This window comes from Micromonospora sp. DT4 (assembly GCF_049841675.1).
Taxonomy (GTDB): Bacteria; Actinomycetota; Actinomycetes; order Mycobacteriales; family Micromonosporaceae; genus Micromonospora.
Genome location: NZ_JBNCKT010000435.1, coordinates 1 through 349, shown reverse-complemented (window position 1 = coordinate 349; position 349 = coordinate 1). Strand labels below are relative to the sequence as shown.

Sequence of the window (349 nt, the reverse complement as noted above, 5' to 3'; positions counted from 1 at the left end):
CTGGAGGAATCCCGGGCCGAAGGACGCCAACGCGCCCGCCGCCGCGGCGACCGCCGCTGGCTGCGCCACGTCGTGACCACCCTCCTGCACCCCGACGACGCGGCCGTCGACGACGCGTGGCACGCCGGGCAACTCGCCGCCCTGCTGCTGGCTCGCGTCGACGCCCGCATCGTCACCAGCAAAGACGTCCGCCCGGTCCGGGCCGCCGTCACCGGCGTCCTCGGACGCAAACGCCTGCGGCAACTGCGGGATATCTGGCGCGAGGCCCAGATCTGCGACGACACCGACGCCGACACCATGATCTGCCTGGCCCGGCGGTGGTGTCAGGTCCTCGGCATCGACCCCGACC

At 73.6% G+C, this 349-nt stretch carries 1 pseudogene; it reads left to right on the top strand.

What is annotated here, in order from left to right:
• A pseudogene (locus ACLQ24_RS30455) lies at positions 1-349 on the top strand (VWA domain-containing protein); the annotation flags it as partial.